Annotated in this window: 17 protein-coding genes; 11 read left to right on the top strand and 6 right to left on the bottom strand. The window is 63.5% G+C overall.

Annotated elements, in window-relative coordinates; all coding sequences use genetic code 11:
- The first annotated feature begins 59 nt into the window (after nt 1-59).
- Together J0I79_RS13025 and J0I79_RS13020 are read left to right on the top strand one after the other, a co-directional pair.
- The gene (locus tag J0I79_RS13025; protein ID WP_292858736.1) at nt 60-431 is read left to right on the top strand and encodes a hypothetical protein; all 372 of its coding nucleotides are present in this window, start codon (nt 60-62) and stop codon (nt 429-431) included.
- A gap of 49 nt (nt 432-480) precedes the next feature.
- Nucleotides 481-2,445 (top strand): acetyl/propionyl/methylcrotonyl-CoA carboxylase subunit alpha, encoded by a 1,965-nt coding sequence (locus J0I79_RS13020; protein ID WP_292858733.1) that lies wholly within the window; start codon nt 481-483, stop codon nt 2,443-2,445.
- 33 nt (nt 2,446-2,478) lie between these two features.
- On the opposite strand, the gene J0I79_RS13015 is transcribed toward J0I79_RS13020, so the two are convergent.
- The 3 genes from J0I79_RS13015 to J0I79_RS13005 all read right to left on the bottom strand — a co-directional run bounded on the left by J0I79_RS13015 (nt 2,479) and on the right by J0I79_RS13005 (nt 5,069).
- On the bottom strand, nt 2,479-2,979 hold the full coding sequence (locus J0I79_RS13015; RefSeq protein ID WP_292858730.1) for a sugar O-acetyltransferase: 501 nt from the start codon (nt 2,977-2,979) through the stop codon (nt 2,479-2,481).
- 268 nt (nt 2,980-3,247) lie between these two features.
- Nucleotides 3,248-4,369 carry a branched-chain amino acid ABC transporter substrate-binding protein gene (locus tag J0I79_RS13010; RefSeq protein ID WP_292858727.1) on the bottom strand — a complete coding sequence of 374 codons (1,122 nt, stop codon included), beginning with the start codon at nt 4,367-4,369 and terminating at the stop codon, nt 3,248-3,250.
- Nucleotides 4,370-4,802: 433 nt separating this feature from the next.
- A complete protein-coding gene (locus J0I79_RS13005; protein WP_010915070.1) occupies nt 4,803-5,069 on the bottom strand; it encodes a sel1 repeat family protein in 267 nt (88 codons plus the stop codon).
- Nucleotides 5,070-5,508: 439 nt separating this feature from the next.
- Here J0I79_RS13005 and J0I79_RS13000 point away from each other — a divergent pair, with 439 nt between their 5' ends.
- The 5 genes from J0I79_RS13000 to J0I79_RS12980 all read left to right on the top strand — a co-directional run bounded on the left by J0I79_RS13000 (nt 5,509) and on the right by J0I79_RS12980 (nt 9,163).
- Nucleotides 5,509-5,850 carry a DUF2147 domain-containing protein gene (locus J0I79_RS13000; RefSeq protein WP_292858723.1) on the top strand — a complete coding sequence of 114 codons (342 nt, stop codon included), beginning with the start codon at nt 5,509-5,511 and terminating at the stop codon, nt 5,848-5,850.
- 208 nt (nt 5,851-6,058) lie between these two features.
- Entirely contained in the window at nt 6,059-6,214 is a 156-nt protein-coding gene (locus J0I79_RS12995; protein WP_292858720.1) for a hypothetical protein, read from the top strand.
- Between the two features lie 40 nt (nt 6,215-6,254).
- Nucleotides 6,255-6,449 carry a hypothetical protein gene (locus J0I79_RS12990; protein WP_292858717.1) on the top strand — a complete coding sequence of 65 codons (195 nt, stop codon included), beginning with the start codon at nt 6,255-6,257 and terminating at the stop codon, nt 6,447-6,449.
- A 116-nt stretch (nt 6,450-6,565) separates the two neighbouring features.
- Nucleotides 6,566-8,026: an AMP nucleosidase gene (locus J0I79_RS12985; protein WP_292858714.1), complete on the top strand. Its 1,461-nt coding sequence runs from the start codon at nt 6,566-6,568 to the stop codon at nt 8,024-8,026.
- Between the two features lie 132 nt (nt 8,027-8,158).
- Nucleotides 8,159-9,163: an endonuclease/exonuclease/phosphatase family protein gene (locus J0I79_RS12980; protein ID WP_292858768.1), complete on the top strand. Its 1,005-nt coding sequence runs from the start codon at nt 8,159-8,161 to the stop codon at nt 9,161-9,163.
- Between the two features lie 20 nt (nt 9,164-9,183).
- Here the strand turns inward: J0I79_RS12980 and J0I79_RS12975 are convergent, their stop codons facing one another.
- Together J0I79_RS12975 and J0I79_RS12970 are read right to left on the bottom strand one after the other, a co-directional pair.
- A complete protein-coding gene (locus tag J0I79_RS12975; protein WP_292858711.1) occupies nt 9,184-9,783 on the bottom strand; it encodes a DUF922 domain-containing protein in 600 nt (199 codons plus the stop codon).
- A gap of 53 nt (nt 9,784-9,836) precedes the next feature.
- The gene (locus tag J0I79_RS12970) at nt 9,837-11,516 is read right to left on the bottom strand and encodes an electron transfer flavoprotein-ubiquinone oxidoreductase (RefSeq protein ID WP_292858708.1); all 1,680 of its coding nucleotides are present in this window, start codon (nt 11,514-11,516) and stop codon (nt 9,837-9,839) included.
- A gap of 221 nt (nt 11,517-11,737) precedes the next feature.
- On the opposite strand from J0I79_RS12970, the gene J0I79_RS12965 reads away from it, so the two are divergent.
- The 3 genes from J0I79_RS12965 (at nt 11,738) to J0I79_RS12955 (ending at nt 14,262) form a co-directional block, all read left to right on the top strand.
- The gene (locus tag J0I79_RS12965; RefSeq protein ID WP_292858705.1) at nt 11,738-12,382 is read left to right on the top strand and encodes a hypothetical protein; all 645 of its coding nucleotides are present in this window, start codon (nt 11,738-11,740) and stop codon (nt 12,380-12,382) included.
- Nucleotides 12,383-12,474: 92 nt separating this feature from the next.
- The gene (locus J0I79_RS12960) at nt 12,475-13,392 is read left to right on the top strand and encodes a uracil-DNA glycosylase family protein (RefSeq protein ID WP_292858702.1); all 918 of its coding nucleotides are present in this window, start codon (nt 12,475-12,477) and stop codon (nt 13,390-13,392) included.
- A 117-nt stretch (nt 13,393-13,509) separates the two neighbouring features.
- Nucleotides 13,510-14,262 carry a helix-turn-helix domain-containing protein gene (locus tag J0I79_RS12955; protein WP_292858699.1) on the top strand — a complete coding sequence of 251 codons (753 nt, stop codon included), beginning with the start codon at nt 13,510-13,512 and terminating at the stop codon, nt 14,260-14,262.
- Here the strand turns inward: J0I79_RS12955 and J0I79_RS12950 are convergent, their stop codons facing one another.
- A complete protein-coding gene (locus tag J0I79_RS12950; protein ID WP_292858696.1) occupies nt 14,263-15,228 on the bottom strand; it encodes a DMT family transporter in 966 nt (321 codons plus the stop codon).
- Between the two features lie 201 nt (nt 15,229-15,429).
- Between J0I79_RS12950 and pepN the strand changes: the two genes are divergently transcribed.
- The gene (gene pepN / locus J0I79_RS12945) at nt 15,430-18,075 is read left to right on the top strand and encodes an aminopeptidase N (RefSeq protein WP_292858693.1); all 2,646 of its coding nucleotides are present in this window, start codon (nt 15,430-15,432) and stop codon (nt 18,073-18,075) included.
- The last annotated feature ends 43 nt before the right edge of the window (nt 18,076-18,118 follow it).

Below are 18,118 nucleotides of genomic sequence, written 5' to 3'. Positions count from 1 at the left end.
GAAGGATATTCGCTACGAATTATCCTTCAGCAATATCGTACAATGGGGATCGGGTGGAAATGAAGCTGAAATACTTTCCCAAGTCATTCGCCTCAATACTTTCAGCACTTCTTATATTCTCGGCATCCAGCGCGGGCGCAGCAGGATCGCTGGCGGGAAACGAGGGCAACAAGCGGTTCCCCCCGAATCTGGGCGTCTCGACGTCGCCATGCGCCAAGGCCTACAGGGCCTATGTGGCTGCCGGCGGCCACTCGGCTTATGCCACCACGCCATATTCCAGAGTGGTTTCACTCTACATCCTGTGCGGCACGCATCTGAATGCACCGTCACAACAGGTCGCGGAAGAGCTGGCGATGAAATCCTGCGTGGCTACGCGTGCGCACTACAAGGTGACGAACGGCGGCGCCTGCGAGATTGCCGCTTCGAAATAGGCTGGCGCCTGCCAAAATGGCGCCGCCCGATATTGACCCGGGAGGCTCCATGTTTAGCAAGATCCTGATCGCCAATCGGGGCGAGATCGCTTGCCGTGTTATTCGCACGGCCCGGAAGCTCGGCGTGCGCACCGTCGCCGTCTATTCGGATGCCGACGCGCACTCCCTGCATGTCGAGATGGCCGATGAGGCGGTTCACATCGGCCCCTCGCCGGTCGGCGAGAGCTATCTGCGCGGCGACAGGATCGTCGCGGCTGCCCTGGCGACGGGGGCGCAAGCAATTCATCCGGGTTACGGCTTCCTCTCCGAAAATCCCGATTTCGTCGACCAGGTGGTGGCGGCAGGCCTCACCTTCATCGGGCCGTCCGCGGCCTCGATCCGCGCCATGGGGCTGAAGGACGCGGCCAAGCGGCTGATGGAGAAAGCCGGCGTGCCGGTCGTTCCTGGCTATCATGGCGAAGCGCAGGAAATCGTGCTGCTCGCGTCCAAGGCGCGCGAAATCGGCTATCCCGTGCTGATCAAGGCGCGCGCCGGCGGCGGTGGAAAAGGCATGCGGCGTGTCGAGCATCCCGATGATTTCTCCGAAGCGCTGTCCAGCGCACGGCGCGAGGCGAAGGCCGCTTTCGGTGACGACCGCGTGCTGGTCGAGAAATATGTCGACAAGCCACGGCATATCGAAGTGCAGGTGTTCGGAGACAATTTCGGCAATGCCGTTCACCTCTACGAACGCGACTGCTCGGCGCAGCGCCGCCACCAGAAGGTGATCGAGGAAGCGCCCGCCCCCGGCATGACGCCGGCGCTGCGCAAGGCGATGACGGAGGCAGCCGTGAAGGCGGCCAAGGCGATCAATTATTCCGGCGCGGGCACGATCGAGTTCATCGTCGACGCCTCGCAAGGCCTCAAGGCCGACCGCTTCTGGTTCATGGAAATGAACACACGCCTGCAGGTCGAGCACCCGGTCACCGAAATGGTCACCGGCACCGATCTGGTCGAGTGGCAGCTAAGGGTCGCCAGCGGCGAAAAACTGCCGAAGGCGCAAGGCCAGATCGTGCTCTCAGGCCACGCCTTCGAGGCGCGCCTCTATGCGGAGGACGCGGCAAAAGGGTTTCTGCCGGCGACGGGCACGCTGCACCATCTCAAATTTCCGCAAGCAGCCCCGGACGGCGCCTCGATGCGCATCGAGGCCGGCGTACGGGCCGGCGATGCCATCTCTCCGTACTATGATCCGATGATTGCCAAGCTGGTCGTTCATGCGAAGGACCGGCCAGAAGCGCTGGAGGCGTTGAGGACTACCCTGTCGCAGACCGAGGTCGCCGGCTCGACCGTCAACACCGCCTTCCTTGCCGCTCTTGCGGGCGATCCGGATTTCTGTGCGGGCGACGTCGACACCGGTCTGATCGGCAGGCATCAGCAGTCCCTGACCGAGATCGCACCGCCGACCGGCGAAATCGTCGCCGCGGCCGCGCTCGCCGCCTCTGGCGCGGGAACGTTGCCGCCGTCGGACGATCCATGGTCGTCGCTTGCCGGTTACGCGCATTTCCACGGCGTGGCGCGGCGCACGCGGCTGAAATTCGGTGAGGACGATATCGGCGCGAAAATCTCGGTACGGGCGGATGGCCGCTTCCAGGTGGCGCTCGATGCCCCCTATGACAACACGAATTCGCATGACCTTCGTGCCATTCCTCGCCTTGCCCGCTGGCCCGGCCACGTCACCGTGTTCGACGGCGCCGTCGGCTACACGTTCGCCGTGTCGGATCCCCTGGCCAGAAGCGACGACGCGGCCGCGGCCTCCGGCAGCCTGCGCGCGCCGATGCCGGGCCTCGTCAAGCTCGTGCGGGTGGCCAAGGGCGACGCCGTGGTCAAGGGACAGCCGCTGCTGATTCTCGAGGCGATGAAAATGGAGCACACCATCGCCGCCCCGCACGACGGGCTGATTGCCGAGATCGCGGCCGAAGGCGCGCAGGTGAGCGACGGCACCGTCCTGGCGCGGTTCGCCGAAGGCAGCCAGGACTGAGACGCGGCCTGTCTGGCCCGCTTCGGCCCGGCGTCACTCGGCGATCGAACGGATAGGCCGAGCCGGATTGCCTCCGACGAGCGTATTGGGCGCGACGTCCCTGGTGACGACCGAGGCCGCCGCGACGACCGAGTTCTCGCCTATAGTCACCCCGCCGATGATGGTCGCGCCGGCCGCGATCCAGACGTTTCTCTCAATCACAATGGGCTTTGCGACGACGAAGGCGCGCCGTTGCGAAGGTGCAAGAGGATGGCCTGATGTGATGATGCTCACATTCGGCCCGATCATCACATCGTCGCCGATGTCGAGCCCGCCAAGATCGTAGAATGTGCAGTTCTGGTTGATGAAGACGTTGCGCCCGATGCTGATGTCAGACCCGCCGGTCGTGTAGAATGGCGGCGCCAGCAAGAAGCTGTCGTCGACCTTCTTGCCTATGAGGTCGCTGAACAAGGCCCGTACCTCGTCGGCGTCATTGTATGTCAAACGGTTGAGACTGGCGGTGAGCGCCATCGCTCTTTTGACATTTGCGGTCATGGCCGCAGATTCCGGCGTTCTCCTGGGAATTATCCTGGTGCGATCCTCATTGGCCATTCCCGATTGTCCTCCCGGCATTTGTCGAACGAGCCGTTCGGCACATGAAGGCGGACATTCGCTGAGTCTGGCCGGAGATGGGAGTGCCGAAATCCGCCTTCGCTGGAAGTTCCCCACAGCGGGCCAGTCCGAGGCCTCTTATCCGGGCCGAAACGAAAATGGCCGGGACGAACCCGGCCATTCTGTCGCGCCTGGCTGATCGCCAGGGCGGTTACTGCGCGATCGGCGCGTATTTGCCGTCATGCCACTGGTTGATGTCGTAGCTGGCGTTCTTGAGGTCGCCCTTCTCGTCGAAAGTAACCTCGCCGACAACGGTGCTGAACGGCGTGCCGTTCTTCAACGCTTCGGCAACCTTGCCCGGATCGTCGCTGCCGGCGCGCTTGACGCCTTCGGCGACAGCCTGGACCACGGCATAGGAGAACAGCGTGAAGCCTTCCGGCACGAAGCCGCCGGCCTTGATCTTCTCGACGGCGGCCTTGGCTTCCGGCTTTGCCTGCGGATCGGACGGGAACACGAACATGGTGCCCTCGCCGGCGGGGCCGGCAACCTGCCAGAATTCCGGCGAGGCGATCGAATCCGGCATGATCAGCTGGAACTTGAAATTCTGTTCGGCCGACTGACGCAGGATAAGACCGGCTTCGGGGTGATAGCCGCCGAAATAGACGACATCGGCCTTGAGGTCCTTGAGCTTGGTGACGAGCGCCGAATAGTCCTTTTCGCCGGGGTTGATGGCGTCATAGTAGACTTCCTTCAGGCCACCGGTGTTCATGGTCGCCCGCACGGCGTCGGCAACGCCCTGTCCGTAGGCGCTCTTGTCGTGCAGGATGACGACGTTCTTGCCGGCATACTTCTTGGCGATCCACGGGCCGATGAAGGCGCCCTGGGCATCGTCACGCGTATAGAGACGCATGATCGTCGGCCAGCCGGCCTTGGCCGCGGCATCGGTCAGCACCGGATTCGAGGAAGCCGGGCTCATCATCAGCGCACCCGCCTCGGCATAGACGGCCGAAGCCGGAATGCTCGAGCCGGAACAGGCATGGCCGTCGATGAACTTGACGCCATTGGCCACGATGCGGTTGGCGACCGAAACGGCCTGCTTGGGGTCGCACTGGTCGTCCTCGATGTCGAGTTTGATCATCGAGCCATTGACGCCGCCGGCGGCGTTGATGGCGTCGGCGGCGGCCTGGGCGCCCTGCTTGAACTGATCGCCGATGGTGGCAAGCTGGCCCGTCATCGGGCCGACCACCGAGATGGTGATGTCGTCGGCGAAAGCGACCGGCGCACTCATCATCAGGCCGAAAATGGCCGCGCTCAAAATACTCATTTTTTTCATGATAATGGAACTCCTCCACTCACGCACGGCCGCCCCGGCCGCGCTTCTTCCAGAGAGGCGGGACAATTTCATCCTTCGCCGGGCCTGTCTAGGCGCATCGGCATCGCTCGATTGGGCCTGTGGGCGTTCATCCACGCAAAAAGCCACGCCAGCCTTGTTCCGGCCGGTCGTGGCTTTTTGCCCGTCGTGCTGTTTCCCCAGCGCCCCCGCGCCGCGAACCCAACCTTGCCTTCCCTGTCTCCCTCTTGGCCATGATCCTGCCCGAATTGGAGTTCGGCATCCGGGATCATGATCCGCTGCGTGGCCTGGACATTTCTGCCTGCCGCGTTCTTGTCGTTGATGGCCTTTTGGCCGGCTGTCTGCGCAGCCTTATCCCTGTTTCGGTCCGACCGTCTTTGGGCGGCCTGGACCGGAATTCCCCGTCCGGCGGAACTCAGTGCATGGTCATCCATTCGCGGGCTTCGCGAAGCGCCTTGGCGATCTCGACCTTCGACATGGCCGCCGAGAGTTCCGAGCGCAGTTCCGCGGCGCGGGCCGAGCCTTTGATGGCGGCAATGTTGAACCATTTGTGGGCGGCAACGACATCGGTCTCGCAGTCGCGGCCCGTGGCGTACATCATGCCCAGTTCGAAAAGAATGTCGGCCTGGGCAGTTGCCCCCATGGCGCCGAAACCTGCTTCAAGCATTTCAAAACGTGCCATTTTAGTCCCCTGTCTGGCTCCCGAGAGCTGCCTCCGTTTGTCTCGTCCGGGCCGCTCTTTCGACGCTTTCGAGAATGCCGCCGAGGCTTGAATCCGTCGTTAAATGGCGTGCTTAATTTGAAGAAAACAAAGCTAAAACAAGAGGTAAACGCGGAAATTCGTTAAGGATACAAAGCCAGCAATCCGGCTGGTTTTCGCCAAATTTGACGAAAATTTTCGACATCGATTTCAAGACTCCGCTAACCCTAGGAAACGAACACGATGCGCCGATCGTTTTCATTTCCGGCCGGCAGGGGCGAATTCCGGTGGCTTTCAAAATGCCAAACCCTTCCCCAGCGGCACCGCTTTTGTTTTGCAGGAAGCTGGATTAGCTTACGTTTGCGTAAGCGGCAGACCGGCGAGCCGGAGCATCCGGCCGGCTATCCAAAGGGAGGAAGACATGTTTCGTAAAGTGAGCCTGGCTCTCGCAGCCACATTGATCATGTCGGGCGCGGCCTTTGCCGATCCGATCGAGGGCAACTGGAAGACGCAGGCCGGCGACACCGCCGCCATCGGTGGCTCCGGTTCGTTTTCCATCACGCTCAAGACCGGCAAGTACGCCGGCAAGACCATCGGCTCGCTGAAGGCGGCCGGCGACAACAAATACACCGGCAGCATAACCGACCCGGCAAACGACAAGACCTATTCGGGCAAGGCGACCCTTTCGGGCACTTCGCTCAAGATGAGCGGCTGCGTGCTGGGCGGGCTGATCTGCAAGAGCCAGACCTGGCATAAGCTCTGATCGAGCGTAAACCTCAATATCAGGATTGAAACGGGGCCCGTCGGGCCCCGTTTTCGTTTCGGCTGCACGGTTGACCGGACACCCGGCGGAGCGACGGCGCCCGGGCAAGGTCCCGTCAATCAATTTGAACCGCAGATGAACGCCGGTCTCAGGGCCGGTTCAGAGGCATCAGGGCATTCTCCTGCGCATTGAAGGAGACACCACCGCAATGCTCGCCCGCCGCTTCACCATCGTCTGCCTGCTGATGAGCCTGTTTGGAATGTTCTTCGCCATCCTCGTCGCCGAAGCGGGCCGCCCGGCCCGCTCCTGGGATGAAGCCACCAGAATCTGCGGCTTCGGCTGCCCGACCAATTTTCGTCACTGAAACCAAGAACCGGACCCTGAAAAGAAAAGCTGAAAACGTCATGGACCGCATCACCGCCAACGCCCTCAAGACCCTCCGACTCCTGCCGCGGGCGGCGCTCATCCTGATGCTCCTGGCCGCCCCGGTCCTGGCGGTGCCGATGATGCGCGCCGATGCCGGCTCGACGATCGAGGCGCCGGCCCTGAAGAAGTCGGGCGTGGGCTTCGTCCTGCTGGTCAGCCTGCAGCGCGGGTAAGAAAAAATCGCGCTTTGGGCGCCTTCATCGGCGAGCCCCCTCCCAACAGCTCATCCAAGTCTCTATATTGAGCCATGGAAAAGCGAATCTATCCCCAAGCCATCGAATCCGTCGTCATGCCAGAGCCTTTTGGCCGGCAAAGCTTCGACAGCGCCGAAAAAGCCGTCGCGGCACTTCAGCTTCTCTACGACCGCAACACCAAGTTCCTGCGCGATTCCTTCGCGGCCCTTGCGGCGGGCGGAGACAGCAGCAAACGTTATCGCGCCTTCTACCCCGAGATCGGCGTCACCACGAGTTCGTTCACCCAGGTCGACTCGCGCCAGGCCTACGGCCATATGCCGACGCCGGGCCATTTCGCCACCACGGTCACCCAGCCGCGGCTGTTCGAGAGCTACCTCGTCGAGCAGCTCCGGCTGATCATGCGCAATCACGGCGTGCCGGTGACGGTTTCGGAATCGACCACGCCGATCCCGCTGCATTTCGCCTTCCTCGAAGGCGCCTATGTCGACGGCGCGGCGGCCGAACGCATCAAGCGGCCGATCCGCGACCTGTTCGACGTGCCGGACCTTGACGGCACAGACGACCAGATCGCCAACGGCACGTTCGAGGTGGCCTTCGGCGAGCCCCGGCCGCTGGCGCCCTTCACGGCGCAGCGCATCGACTATTCGCTGCACCGCATGACGCACTATACGGCAACCAGCCCGCAGCATTTCCAGAACTTCGTGCTGTTCACCAACTACCAGTTCTACATCGACGAGTTCGTCGCACGCGCCCGCGACCTGATGGAGAATGGTGGCGGCGGTTATGCGGAATTCGTCGAGCCGGGCAATGTCGTGACCCGCGCCGGCGCCAGTGCGCCAAGCGAGGGCACGCCGCCGGCCCGTCTGCCGCAAATGCCCGCCTACCATCTGAAGAAGCCGAACCATGGCGGCATCACCATGGTCAATATCGGCGTCGGCCCATCCAACGCTAAGACGATCACCGACCATATCGCGGTGCTGAGGCCACATGCCTGGGTGATGCTTGGCCATTGCGCGGGGCTGCGCAACACCCAGGCGCTGGGCGACTATGTGCTGGCGCACGCCTATGTCCGCGAGGACCATGTGCTGGATGACGACCTGCCGGTCTGGGTGCCGATCCCGCCGCTGGCCGAGATACAGGTCGCGCTGCAGGAAGCGGTCGCCGAGGTCACCGGCCTGTCGGGCTACGATCTCAAGCGCATCATGCGCACCGGCACGGTCGCCACCATCGACAACCGCAACTGGGAACTGCGCGACCAGCGCGGCCCGGTGCAGCGCCTCTCGCAGTCGCGCGCCATCGCGCTGGACATGGAATCGGCCACCATTGCCGCCAACGGCTTCCGCTTCCGCGTCCCCTATGGCACGCTGCTCTGCGTCTCCGACAAGCCGCTGCACGGAGAATTGAAACTGCCCGGCATGGCGACCGAATTCTACAAGCGGCAGGTAGCGCAGCACCTGACCATCGGCATCAGGGCGATGGAGAAGCTGGCCGAGATGCCGATGGAGCGGCTGCATTCGCGCAAGCTCAGGAGCTTTTCGGAGACGGCGTTCCAGTAGGCAACCGCGACACCGGAGCGAGGCAATTGGTCGTCTTGCTCAGGCCGCAATTTGCCCGCTAAGCAGGCCGAACGGATCGTCAGGCGGCATTCGGCAGACACGACCTCTATGGCAACAGGCACGCGCTTGAACATGATGGCTGGGTTGGCATTCCTGGCGATGACGGCACTGTCGGCCGCGCTGCTGGCCGGCTTCTTCGGCGCGCTGCACCCGGCTTTCGATTCCTTCTCGCATTTCCGCATTCATTTCAGCGTGCTGATGGCGCTTCTGGCCCTGCCGCTGCTGGCGAGTTCGTATCGGTTGCAAGCGGCGGCGGCGCTCGTCTTCGCCGTCGCCTGCCTTGCCACGACCGCGAACGCGTTGCCCAGGTTGTGGCCGGAGCCGGCTGTCGCCAGGCCCGCCGACCAGGCCGTCTACAGCCTGCTGCAGATGAACCTGCGCTTCAACAATCCGACGCCCAAGAAAGTGCTCTCGCTGATCGGCCGCACCAATCCCGACGTGATCACGCTCGACGAGGTCTCGGCGATGTGGGCTACCGAACTCGAGTACATCAAGGGCGCTTATCCATATCGTATCCTCTGCGACTACCCCAACGGCCTATTCGGTGTCGCCCTCCTGTCGCGACGACCGTTCGCCGCCGGCACGACGCCATATTGCGAACCGCGCGGCGCGATGGCCATCGCAACCGTCGATTTCGGCGGCATCGATGTCGATGTCGCTGCAATCCATCTCAGCTGGCCATGGCCGAAGGAACAATACTGGCAGATCGGCGAATTGGCCGAGCCGCTGGCCGCGCTCGGCCAGACGGCGATCATGGCTGGAGACTGCAACGCCGTGCCGTGGAGCGCCGCGGTACGCCGCGTGGCCGCGCTCGGCGGGCTGACCATAATGCCGTCGGCCGGCCCGACCTGGATTCACAGGACACTGCCCGACCTGCTCCGCCGCTATGCGGGCCTGCCGATCGACCAGGTGTTCAGCAAGGGCGGGCTGACGATCCTGTCGTCGACCCGGCTGGAGGACACCGGTTCCGACCATCTGCCGGTGCTGGTGGAATTTTTGCTGAGGCCCGAGGCGGACAAACCGGTCGACGAGCACGAAACGGCGACGGTGTCGCTGCCACTCATGCCGCGAAGCTGAGCCTTCGTCCCCAAAAGCCGCTAAGACTTCTCGAGGGCGTCGACCAGGTACTCGACGTGACCGCCTTCCCTGTGCTCGCGGGCGTCGAAAGCGTTCTGCCTGGCCTCGTACTCATCAAAGACCTCGGCTATGCGCTTGCGGGCCTCGCGGCGCGTCTGGGAACATTCCGGGTCATTGGGAACCGCCAACCCGGTAAGCGTCTTCTCGGTCGCCTGCATCATCTGCCTGGCGATCTCGCCATGTGTTTCCTCGTGCTTGCGCACCCCTTCAAAAAACCGGGCCCAGCGGCGATCGAGGGGTGGAGGCAGTACGGAAGTGACACGCGGGTAAGTGAAAGTCAGATTGAGCGTACCATTCGCCTTCGCGATACGGCAGGCCCCCCTGGACTTGGCGAAGTCGAAGTCCCAGTCCTTGGTGTAGCTGGTCTGGGCGATGGCCCGGGCCATGAAACCGTGCCTGGGACCATTGCGATCCATGGATCGGATGAGCGCCTCGCCCGTGGCGCCGGCAACGTCGTATGTCTGCGTCTTGACCAGAACCTTGACGTCCGCCTGCGCGGCAGACGCGAAACCCGACAATGCGGTGATGGCGGCCAGAGCTGAAAGCGTCGCGAAACGCATATCCATTTCCTTTCCGTCACCGCAAGATCCGCGGCGGGCCGCCGCCGGTCCTGCTACATATTCTGGTAGACCGGCCCCTCGCCGCCCTGCGGCGGAACCCAGTTGATGTTCTGGTTCGGATCCTTGATGTCGCAGGTCTTGCAGTGGACGCAGTTCTGCGCGTTGATGACGAAGCGCACGTCCTTTGCCGCCGGATCGGCGGCGGCGTTGCCGTCCTTGTCCACCCATTCGTAGACGCCGGCCGGGCAATAGCGGGTCGAAGGTCCGGCGAAGACATCGTGTTCGGAACGCTGCTGCAGCGCCATGTCGCCGACGACGAGGTGCACCGGCTCGTTTTCCTCATGGTTGGTGTTGGACAGGAACACCGAGGACAGGCGGTCGAAGGTCAGCACGCCATCCGGCTTCGGATAGGCGATCTTCTTGTGCTGAGCGGCAGGCTCCAGCGCTGCATAGTCGGCCTTGCCGTGCTTGAGCGTGCCAAAGGGCGAGAACCCGAACAGCGTGTTCAGCCACATGTCGAGCCCGCCGAGGCCGATGCCGAGAACCGTGCCGAAGCGCGACCACAGCGGCTTGACGTTGCGGACCTTCTTCAGGTCCTTGCCGATGTCGGTGGCGCGCCAGGCCTCCTCATAGGACATGAGTTCGTCATTGGCGCGGCCGGCGGCGATTGCCTCCGCGACATGGTCGGCCGCCAGCATGCCTGACAGCACTGCATTGTGGGACCCCTTGATGCGCGGCACGTTGACGAAGCCGGCCGAGCAGCCCATCAGCACGCCGCCGGGGAACGACAGTTTCGGCACTGACTGCCAGCCGCCCTCGGTGATGGCGCGCGCGCCATAGCCGATGCGCTTGGCCCCTTCGAACGTTCCGGCGATGGCGGGATGCGTCTTGAAGCGCTGGAATTCCTCGAAGGGCGACAGATAAGGGTTCTTGTAGTTCAGGTGCAGGACGAAGCCGACCGCCACCTGGTTGTCCTCCAGATGGTAGAGGAAGGAACCGCCGCCGGTCTTGAGGTCAAGCGGCCAGCCAAAGGTATGCTGGACAAGGCCCGGCTTGTGGTTTTCGGGCTTTACCTGCCAGAGTTCATTGAGGCCGATGCCGTATTTGCCCGGCTCGCGACCCTCGGAAAGCTTGTACCTGGCGATCAGTTGCTTGGCGAGCGAGCCGCGCGCGCCCTCGCCGATCAGCACATATTTGCCCATCAGCGCCATGCCGGGCGCGTAAGCCGGGCCATGCGTGCCGTCCTTCTCGACGCCCATGTCGCCGGTAATCACGCCAGTGACGGCGCCGGCATCGTTGTAGACGAGGCTTGCCGCCGCAAATCCCGGATAGATCTCGACGCCGAGTGCTTCCGCCTTGGTCGCCAGCCAGCGGCAGACATTGCCGAGCGAGACGATGTAGTTGCCATGATTGTTCATCAGCGGCGGCATCACGATGTTGGGCAAGCGCACGGAGCCGGCCGGGCCAAGCACCAGGAAATGATCCGCCGTGACGGGTGTCTTGAAGGGGTGGCCTTCCTCCTCGCGCCAGCCCGGCAGCAGCCGGTCTATGCCGACGGGATCGACAACGGCGCCTGAAAGGATATGAGCGCCGACCTCGCCGCCCTTTTCCAGCACGACGACGGAAAGCTCGGGATTGACCTGCTTGAGGCGGATGGCGGCGGCCAGGCCGGCCGGACCGGCGCCAACGATGACCACGTCGAATTCCATGCTTTCGCGTTCGATATCGCTCATCAACCCCTCCGCACTGGCTTGCCGCTGTTGCGTATCTTGCTGGCTCCTGCGCTGCATAGCGCATCAATTGGCGACAGGAAACCGGCGCATACGTGACAATGCGGTTTTGGCCAAAAAGTCGCGCACCGTGCGGCAAGGCCAACCGTCGGATCTATTCGGTGCTCCCGGCGCCCGCGTTTTTCAATTGTTCGACGGCTTGCTTATCGGCCATACTTGTCGCCATGCGCATTCCCAGGCCTGCCGGCTTTCCTTCGACGCGCTTTCTTTTCCCGCCCGGCCGGGCCAGCCGGGCGGTTATGCTGGCTCTTCTGGCGTCGGCGCCAGGTCGTGCCGCTGCCGACGAAGTGAGGGTCTGGGCGACGGGCGCCTATTCCTTCTCCGACGAGCTTGGCGGCTTCCGCATCACCGGAGCGTCCGGCATCGGAACCAGAGACGATCCGCTGGTCATCACGGAAGAGCTGAATTCGGCGACGCCGGTGACGCTGACCATCCGCACCACGAAGCCGATCCAGGCATTCGGCAAGGCGGGTGAGTTCGCCAACGGCATCATGTACATGCGCCTCGACGTGCTCAACAACAGCGGCCAGGCCTGGATCGAATTCCAGTTCGAGCTTCAGGAAATACTCAATCAGCCAAGCGTCTTCGGGGACGGGCTTTCGTTCGACCAGCGCAACAAGACGCCCGACAATATCTGGTCGAGCAATTTCGCCGATTTCGACCGCGACTTCGACCCCTATGACCGGCTGCTGTTCAGGAACGGCAAGGTCGACCCATTGAAGACCACCAGTTTCGAATTCCTGATGACCGACTACACGCCGCGATGGACCTTCTATCTGGTGCAGGATCCCCGCATTCCGACCGGATAGCGATCTCCCCTCTTGAGGGTAGATCGGCTTTCACCGCCGCTTTCGGCATTCGCAAACTTGCAAATCATGCTCGCGCGGACGATGGTGGCGCCATGATTGCCTCCTCCAGCAACCCAGCCGAAATCGCCGAGCTGCTCGCCTTCTATGCCAGCGCGGGCGTTGACGAGGCGTTGGAGGACGCTCCCATCAACCGGTTCGCGGAAGCCTCCCGGCCGAAACAATCCGAGCGCCCGGCTGCGGCGACCACGCCCGTCCGCGAAAGCAGGTCCCAGGAAATCCCGTCATCGCCCGCACGCTCCGACCAGGGCGGCATTACAGAGCGACAGGCGCCATCGCCCGGCCTGGATGCCAGCAACGTGCCCGATGCGCCGGTGCGCACCGCGACCGCCGCCGTTCCCGACGAGGCCCAGGCAGCCCTCGCCCGGCAGATGGCGGCGAGCGCGTCCACGCTCGAGGAACTGCGCCGGCACATGGAAGCCTTCGACGGCTGCAACCTCAAGGCTACCGCCAAGCACCTCGTATTCGCCGACGGCAATCCGGAGGCCACGCTCATGCTGGTCGGCGAAGCGCCCGGCCGGGACGAGGATATAGAGGGCCTGCCCTTCGTCGGCCGCTCCGGCCGGCTGCTCGACCGCATGCTGGCGGCGATCGGGCTCGACCGGACCTCTGTCTACATCGCCAATGTCATTCCGTGGCGGCCGCCGGGCAACCGCACGCCGACGCCGCACGAGACCGAAATCTGCCGGCCGTTCATCGAGCGGCAGATCGAACTGGTCAATCCCAAAGTGCTGGTCAATCTCGGCGGCCCGTCGGCCAAGACGCTGCTCAACACCTCGGAAGGCATATTGCGGCTGCGTGGCAACTGGCGCGCCCACACCACGGCATCCGGCATCGCCATTCCGGCGATGCCGACGCTGCACCCGGCCTATCTGTTGCGCACACCCGCGCACAAGAAACTGGCATGGCGTGATTTTCTTGAGGTGAAGGCGAAACTGCGGGCGCTCGGCTGACGATGACCTCGCAGGTAATTGAATAGCTTCCGCAGCTGCCTTACTCATCCCCGCATGACAACAGCAGCACAAACCTCAGCCGGTAGCCTCATCCGCGAATGGCGCACGCGCCGCCGCATGAGCCAGCTCGATCTCGCCATGGAAGCCGAGATTTCGCAGCGCCATCTGAGCTTCGTCGAAAGCGGCCGCGCCGCGCCTTCGCGCGACATGGTGCTGCTTCTGGCCGAGCAGCTGGCCATTCCGCTGCGGCAACGCAATCAATTGCTGCTGGCGGCGGGCTTTGCGCCCAACTTCAGCGAAAGGCCGCTCGGTGACAAAACGCTGGCGCCAGCGATGGCGGCCGTCGAGATCGTGCTCAAGGGACATGAGCCCTTCCCCGCGCTGGCCGTGGACCGCCACTGGAACCTGGTTTCGGCCAATGCGGCGATCGCTCCCTTCCTCGCCGATGTCGCCGAGGCTTCGCTGCTGACGCCACCCGTCAACGTGCTTCGCCTCAGCCTGCACCCCGGCGGCATCGCGCCGCGCATCGTCAACCTGCAGGAATGGCGCACGCATTTGCTGGAACGCCTCAAGCATCAGAACGATGCCACCGGCGATGCCGTGCTGATCGATCTGGAGCGCGAATTGCGCGACTATCCGTCAGGGCTGAAGAGCAACAGGCCGACGCGTGTCGAACCCGATGGCATCGTGCACCCGCTGCGGCTCGCCCACGGCGATACGGTGCTCTCCTTCATCAGCACCATCACCGTGTTCGGCACGCCGCTCGACGTCACGCTTTCCGAGCTGGCGATCGAATCCTTTTTCCCGGCGGACGAGCAGACGCGGACGGTCCTGGTGCGGCTGGGCAAGGAGCGGGCCGAACGCTCCTGATCACCCCTGCGGCAGGGCGGCCTTGCGTGTCCGCGTGCGCTCCAGGCCAAGCTGACGCTCACGCCAGATGATGAAGATACCGGCAGCCACCACGATCACGCCGCCCACCAGCGTGCTGAGCGAGGTCACGTCGCCGAAGACGAAATAGCCGACGACGACGCCGAGGATCATCGAGGTGTATTCGAACGGCGCCACGACAGAGGCCTCGGCATGGCGATAGGCCGCCGTCATCAGGATCTGGCCGAGCCCGCCGCAGAAGCCGGCCATGACAAGCAGCACCGCCTGCAACGGGGTTAGTGCCTGCCAGCCGAAAGGCAGCGTCAGCAGCGACAGCACGCTCGCCGTCGACGAGAACCATAAAACGATGGTCGCCGTCTTCTCCGTCTGCACGAGATTGCGCACCAGAAGCATGGCAACAGCCGAGATTGCCGCCGCGACCAGCGCGGCGATCACGCCCAGCACTTCCTGGTCGTTGAGCGCCTCGTCCGAATTCAGCAGCGTCAATTCCGGCCAGGAGATGATGAGTACGCCGACCAGGCCGACGGCAACAGCGCTCCAACGATAGAAGCGGATCGCCTCGCCGAGGAAGATTGAGGAAAACACCACCACCAGCAGCGGCTGCGCATAGTTCAGCGTGATTGCCTCGGGCAACGGCAGGCGGGTCAGCGCGAAGAAGCCAAGCCCCATCGCACCGACGCCGACGACGCCGCGGGCGATGTGATTGAACGGCCGTTTTGTAGTGAAAGCGGTGGCCAGCTTTCCCCTGAAGGCAAGGAAAGCCATGATCGGAAAGATGGCGAAGAACGAACGGAAGAACACGATCTGGCCGGCGGGCACGTCGCCGGCCGCCTTGATGCAGGTCTGCATGCCGACGAACACCGCCACGGAGACGATCTTGAGGGCAATGCCTCGCAGCGTATCGTGACCGCCGATGGTTTCTGGTTGCGCCCCCGCTGTCGATGTCACGCTGGCGATGCGTCCCTGATTTGCCGGCTATGAGGCCGGCGTGTCGATACGACTTCCACGGCGATGCCGCAAAGAAGGCCTGAATAGTCCCTGTCGCAGTTTTGTCGAGGGCCTGTTTCGTGTAAAGAGCGCGGACTTCGAACTATTTTGGACTAGCCAGACCCATGTCCGGCCCCAGGAAAAGACAGGAAAAAACCGGGAATGCGCACTGACACAGGCCATGTCTTCAAACTCGAAGACTACCGCCCCAGCGACTACCTCATTCCGGAAACCAACCTTGAATTCCGCCTTTCACCACGGGCCACCACCGTCACCGCGATACTGACGATCGAGCGTCGCCAAGGCGTCACTGGCTCGTCACCGCTCGTGCTCGACGGCGATGGGCTTTCGCTCAAGCGGATCGAGATCGACGGCAAGATGGTGAAACCATCGGAGCTGGCGGCCAGTCCCGACCAGTTGACGCTTCTGAAGCCTCCGGCCCAGCGCCGTTTCCAGTTGCTGATCGAAACCGAACTGGCGCCTGACGGTAATGCCGCTCTGATGGGCCTCTACCGCTCGAACAATGTCTATTGCACGCAATGCGAGGCCGAGGGTTTCCGCCGCATCACCTATTTCCTCGACCGGCCCGACATCCTGTCGGTCTATACCGTGCGGATCGAAGCCCCGCGCGACGAGGCGCCGCTGCTGCTGTCCAACGGCAACCTGGTCGACAAGGGTGATCTCGGCGGCGGCCGGCACTATGCCATATGGCACGACCCCTTCCCCAAGCCGTCCTACCTGTTCGCGCTGGTGGCCGGCAATCTCGGTCAGGTGGCCGACAGTTTCGTCACCATGTCTGGCCGCAAGGTCGAACTCGGCATTTATGTCGAGCCGGGCAAGGAGGCGCTCGCCGGTTACGCGATGGATGCCCTGAAGCGATCCATGCGATGGGACGAGGAGGCGTTTGGACGCGAATACGATCTCGATGTCTTCAACATCGTCGCCGTGTCCGACTTCAACATGGGCGCGATGGAGAACAAGGGCCTCAACATCTTCAACGACAAATATGTGCTGGCCGACCGGGAGACCGCGACGGACGCCGACTTCGCCAACATCGAGGCGATCATCGCGCACGAGTACTTCCACAATTGGACAGGCAACAGAATTACTTGCCGCGACTGGTTCCAGCTCTGCCTGAAGGAAGGGTTGACCGTCTTCCGCGATCATGAATTCTCCGCCGACCAGCGCTCGCGGGCGGTCAAGCGGATCGCCGAAGTGCGCACGCTGCGCGCCCACCAGTTTCCCGAGGACCAGGGTCCGCTCGCGCATCCGGTGCGGCCGCGCCGCTACCGCGAGATCAACAACTTCTACACGGCGACAGTCTACGAAAAGGGCTCCGAGGTGGTGCGCATGATCCGCACCATTGTCGGGCCAGAGGCTTTCCGAGCCGGCATGGATCTCTATTTCGAGCGGCACGACGGCGAGGCCGCGACGATCGAGGATTTCATCAAGGTGTTCGAGGATGCGTCGGGACGCGACCTGTCGCAGTTCGCGCTCTGGTACCATCAGGCCGGCACGCCGAACCTGACTGTCAGTTCGACGCATAATCCGGTCGCCCGGGAGTTCACCCTCGAGATCGAGCAGTCGGTGCCGCCCACACCTTCCGAGAGCCGCAAGCGACTGATGCATATCCCGCTCGCCTTCGGCCTGATCGGCGCCGGCGGCAAACCTGCCGAATACAGCGGCGTCGATGGCGCCAGCGTCGAGGACGGCGTCATCCATGTCCGCAAGCGTCGCCATGTCGTGCGCTTTTCGGGCGTCGCCGAACGTCCCGCAGTATCGCTCAACCGAGGCTTTTCAGCACCTGTCACGCTGTCGGTGGAGCAGAAGGCGGACGACCAATTCTTCCTCGCCCGCCACGACAGCGACGCCTTCTCGCGCTGGCAGGCCTTCAACACGCTGCTGACCGATGCGCTGATCGCGGCCTTCCGCGAGATTCTCGGCGGCAAGCAGCCCGATTTCCCGCCGAGGCTGATCGAACTCGCCGGCGCTATCGCCGGGGACGAGATGCTGGAGCCAGCCTATCGCGCATTGGCGCTGTCGCTTCCGAGCGACGCCGACATCGCCCGCGACATCGGCAGGAATATCGACCCGGATGCCATTCACGCCGCCAGGCAGGCCCTGGCGCTCGCGATCGCCACGGCGAACCGGGACTCCTTCGCCCAGCTCTATGACCAGCTCGCGGACGAAGGCGCGTTCAGCCCAGATGCAGCGAACGCCGGGCGACGCGCGCTGCGCAACGTCCTGCTCGACTATCTCTCGGCGCTGCTGGGCGGTGCGGCGCTCGCCGCGGGGCATTTCCAGTCGGCGACCAACATGACCGACCGCGCGGCCGCGTTGAGCGTGCTCGCACATCGTCACCACGGCTCGCCCGAGACGAATGCGGCGCTGGCGGCTTTCGAACAAGCCTATGCGAACGACCCGCTGGTGATGGACAAATGGTTCCTGATCCAGGCGAGCGTGCCAGGCCCGCAAGCGGTGGACACGGTTCGCGCCCTGACCACCCATCGCGCCTTCTCCATAGGCAATCCGAACCGGGTGCGCTCGCTGATCGGCACATTCTCCAGCGCCAACCAGACCGGCTTCCACAGAGCCGATGGCGAAGGCTACCGGTTCTTCGCACAGACAGTGCTGGAGGTCGAAAGGCGCAATCCGCAAGTGGCGGCACGGCTGGCCACGGCGTTGCGGTCCTGGCGCTCGCTCGAACCTGGCCGGCAGGCCAAGGCAAGGGAAGCACTGCTGTCGATCGCCAGCGCTGAAAACCTTTCGGCGGACCTGCGCGATATCGTCGAGCGTACGCTGGCGTAGACGCGTCTATCCTGCCGGGAGGCGCCGAAGAGTCGGACCTCCC

Origin of the sequence: Mesorhizobium sp. (assembly GCF_017306585.1) — a bacterium.
Taxonomy (GTDB): Bacteria; Pseudomonadota; Alphaproteobacteria; order Rhizobiales; family Rhizobiaceae; genus Mesorhizobium.
Note: the sequence above shows the minus strand (reverse complement) of the source record. Positions and strands in the feature narration are given on the sequence as shown.